The sequence below is a fragment of the uncultured Aquincola sp. genome, assembly GCF_964001545.1.
Lineage (GTDB): Bacteria > Pseudomonadota > Gammaproteobacteria > Burkholderiales > Burkholderiaceae_C > Aquincola.
Genome location: NZ_CAXFDV010000376.1, coordinates 1 through 3,125, shown reverse-complemented (window position 1 = coordinate 3,125; position 3,125 = coordinate 1). Strand labels below are relative to the sequence as shown.

Annotated in this window: 5 protein-coding genes; 2 read left to right on the top strand and 3 right to left on the bottom strand. The window is 70.2% G+C overall.

Annotation, left to right across the window (positions count from 1 at the left end):
* Together ABNT58_RS12945 and ABNT58_RS12940 are read right to left on the bottom strand one after the other, a co-directional pair.
* On the bottom strand, positions 1-608 hold a 608-nt coding region (locus ABNT58_RS12945), incomplete at its 3' end, for an FAD-dependent oxidoreductase (protein WP_348753887.1).
* A gap of 8 nt (positions 609-616) precedes the next feature.
* Positions 617-1,102 (bottom strand): helix-turn-helix domain-containing protein, encoded by a 486-nt coding sequence (locus ABNT58_RS12940; protein WP_348753886.1) that lies wholly within the window; start codon positions 1,100-1,102, stop codon positions 617-619.
* Positions 1,103-1,345: 243 nt separating this feature from the next.
* On the opposite strand from ABNT58_RS12940, the gene ABNT58_RS12935 reads away from it, so the two are divergent.
* On the top strand, positions 1,346-1,873 hold the full coding sequence (locus tag ABNT58_RS12935; protein WP_348753885.1) for a CHRD domain-containing protein: 528 nt from the start codon (positions 1,346-1,348) through the stop codon (positions 1,871-1,873).
* Here the strand turns inward: ABNT58_RS12935 and ABNT58_RS12930 are convergent.
* The gene (locus ABNT58_RS12930; protein WP_348753884.1) at positions 1,801-2,775 is read right to left on the bottom strand and encodes a LysR family transcriptional regulator; all 975 of its coding nucleotides are present in this window, start codon (positions 2,773-2,775) and stop codon (positions 1,801-1,803) included. The two genes, ABNT58_RS12935 and ABNT58_RS12930, sit on opposite strands and share 73 nt — an antisense overlap.
* A 131-nt stretch (positions 2,776-2,906) precedes the next feature.
* Between ABNT58_RS12930 and ABNT58_RS12925 the strand changes: the two genes are divergently transcribed.
* On the top strand, positions 2,907-3,125 hold a 219-nt coding region (locus tag ABNT58_RS12925), incomplete at its 3' end, for an SDR family NAD(P)-dependent oxidoreductase (RefSeq protein WP_348753883.1).

Below are 3,125 nucleotides of genomic sequence, written 5' to 3'. Positions count from 1 at the left end.
TCCACCTGGCGGTTCATCACATGCGGCAGCCGCTCGGGCTCGAAGTCCAGGCCCAGCTGCCGGCGCACCAGGCTGTCGCCGCCATCGGCCGCCACCAGGTAGCGGCAGCGCAGGGTCTGCGGCGGGCCCACGGTGCGCTCGTCGTCGTTCGCATCCACTTCGGCCACCGTCAGCGTCACGCCGTCGTCGTGCTGTGCCAGGCCCAGCAGCCGGCGCCCACGCTCGACCGTGACGCCGCGGGCCTGCAGCTGTTCGGCCAGCGTGGTCTCGATCACCTGCTGGCCGCTGTACAGCACTTCGGGAAAGGGGCTGGCCACCTCGGCAATGTGCACCGGGTCCACCGGCTCGCCCAGCAGCAGCGTGTCCACCTCGCGGATGCGGTAGGCCTGCGCCGCCAGCGCGTCGCGCAGGCCGATGGCATGCAGCAGCTCCTGCGGCCGGGCCCACAGGTTGTTGGCGCGCGAGTGCGGCAGCAGCGCGCGCCGCTGCTCCAGCAGGCGCACGTTCACGCCATGGTGCGCCAGCGCGCAGGCCGTGGTCAGCCCGATGGGGCCACCGCCGACGACGATCACGTCGGCATCCCAGGTTCGATCGGCAACAGCAGTCATCGCAGGGCTCAGGGAGTGAAGGAATTCGTGTCGTCGTCGGCCGCGCCGGCCAGGCCCTGCTGCAGCAGGGCATTGAATTCACGCAGCACCGCGGTGGCAGCAGCCACGCGCCTGGCGCCGATGCGCTCGACCAGCTGCCGGCTCATCGGGGCTTCGGCCGCTTCGGCCATGGCCAGGGCCTGGCTGCCTTGTTCGGTGAGCACCACCAGCGGTGCGCGGCGATGCTGCGGGTTGGGCTGCAAGGTGACGAAGCCGCGCTCGGCCAGCACATGCACCACGCGCTGCACCGCCTGCCGCGTCAGGCCCATCGCGCGGGCGATGTGGGCCACCGGCAGCGGCGTGGGCGCATCACCCAGCGCGGCCAGCACCTGCCACAGCGCGGAGGTGAGGCCCGCGTCGCGCACCAGGCCGTTGCCGGTGTCGATCAACAGGCCGTTGGACTGGAACACCTCGATCACCAGGTCGCGGATCGGGTTGGTGGGAATGGAACGCATGGCAGCCATGGTCCGTGGATTGACAACATGTTGTCAAAAGCGAGTTGCAACCGGCGGTGACGGCAGGCGGCCTCGCAAGGGTGGCGAGAGGCGCCTGCTGTGCCGGCAGCCGCAGCCGTTACACATCGGTCGCCGGGCAGGGGCACGAGCCACTGCTTTCGGGGGTTGGCCGCGGCTTGCGGGCATGGCGGGCGGTTCGCACGATGGACGGCCTTTCATTCACCCCCTTGCCGGAGTCTCGTGATGTTCAAGAAGTCCCTGCTGTGCGCGGCCGTCGTGGCTGCTGCTCCGTTCATGGCCACGCCTGCGGCGGCCGCCATCGACACCTACACCGCCTTCCTCTACGGCATCAACGAAACCGGCGGTGGCGACACCGACGGCTTCGGCGTGGCCACGGTGCTGATCGACAACTCGGCGCTCCTGGTGTCGTGGTCCATCATGGCCAACAACGTGGAACTGCCGCTGACCGGCGCGCACATCCACGCCGGTGGCGCCGACATGAACGGACCGGTGATCGTCGACTTCTCGGGCAACTACACCGGCTCGCGCATGTACGACGCCGACCTGGCCTCCATCACCCCGATGAACGCGGGCAGCTTCTACGTCAACCTGCACAACGCCACCTTCCCGGCCGGCGCCATCCGCGGTCAGCTGCAGTACGTGGGCACCGCCATGGCCCCGGTGCCCGAGCCCGAGACCTATGCGCTGATGCTGGGCGGCCTGGCCGCCGTCGGCCTGCTGGTGCGCCGCCGCCAGGCCGACCGGGGCTGAAGCCCCAGCCGGGCCGGGCAGGCCTCGGCCAGCCAGTCGATGAACACCCGCAGCCGCGCACTGACATGCCGGCGTGCGGGGTACACCACGTGGAACGGGTAGGGCGCTGGCCGCCAGGGCTGGAGCACCTCCACCAGCGTGCCTGCCTGCAGTGCCTGCGCAGCGGCATAAGCAAAGGTCTGCACCACACCCAGGCCGGCCACGGCCGCAGCCAGGTGGGCGTTGCTCTCATTGACGCCCAGCCGATGCGCCGGCTTCAGCTCCGTCCGCACGCCTTCGCGTTCAAAGCGGAAGGGCATGGCGCGCCCGCTGGAGGCCGACACGTAGGCCACCAGGCGGTGGCCGTTGCCCAGTTGCTCGGGTGACCGTGGCGTGCCGTGCCGGTGCAGGTAGGCCGGTGCGGCGCACGTGATCAGCACCGCCTCGCCCAGCCGACGCGCCACCAGCGAAGAATCTTCCAGCGGACCGCCGCGGATCACGCAGTCGACGTTGTCGCCCACCAGATCCACCGCCCGGTCCGACACGCCCAGCTCCAGACGGATGTCCGGGTGGCGGTCCATGAAGTCGGGCAGCAAGGGCAGCAGCACGTCGCGGGCGGTGGAGCCGCCCACGTCCACGCGCAGCAGGCCTCGCGGCTGGCAGCGTAGCGCGCCGAACGAGGCGTCGACGTCGTCGAGGTCGCGCAACACGCGCAGCGCCTTGCCGTAGTAGTCCTGCCCCTCGGCCGTGACGGTCACGCGGCGGGTGGTGCGTTGCAGCAGCTGCGTGCCCAGGTGCGCTTCCAGCCATTGCACCGCCTTGCTGACCGTGGCCATGGGCATGTCCAGCGTTTCGGCCGCGCGGGTGAAGCTGCCGGCTTCCACCACTCGCGCGAAGGCGCGCATGGCCTGCAATTGATCCATCCACACCCTCCGGCTGTCCTTGGTGGATTATCTCCCGTGGTGGATAGTCAATCCATTGCATGCGCTTGGTCGATCAATGCGTGCTGCCTACAGTCAGGCCATCGCAACACGGATCGACCAAGGAGCACAACATGAACGGATCACTGCAGGGCAAGGTGGCACTGGTCACGGGCGCCAGCAGCGGCATCGGGCTGGCCGCCGCCGAAGCCCTGGCGCGGCAGGGCGCGCAGGTCTTCATCACCGGCCGCCGGCAGGCGGAACTGGCCGTGGCCGCCAAGCGCATCGGGCCGGCGGCCACGGCGCTGCGCGCCGATGCCTCTGTGCTGGCCGACCTGGACGCGGTGTACGCC

Excerpts from the sequence above, each read along its gene's own strand:
- ABNT58_RS12940 (WP_348753886.1), bottom strand. The coding sequence starts at position 1,102 with ATGCGTTCCATTCCCACCAACCCGATCCGCGACCTGGTGATCGAGGTG.
- ABNT58_RS12935 (WP_348753885.1), top strand. The coding sequence starts at position 1,346 with ATGTTCAAGAAGTCCCTGCTGTGCGCGGCCGTCGTGGCTGCTGCTCCG.
- ABNT58_RS12930 (WP_348753884.1), bottom strand. The coding sequence starts at position 2,775 with ATGGATCAATTGCAGGCCATGCGCGCCTTCGCGCGAGTGGTGGAAGCC.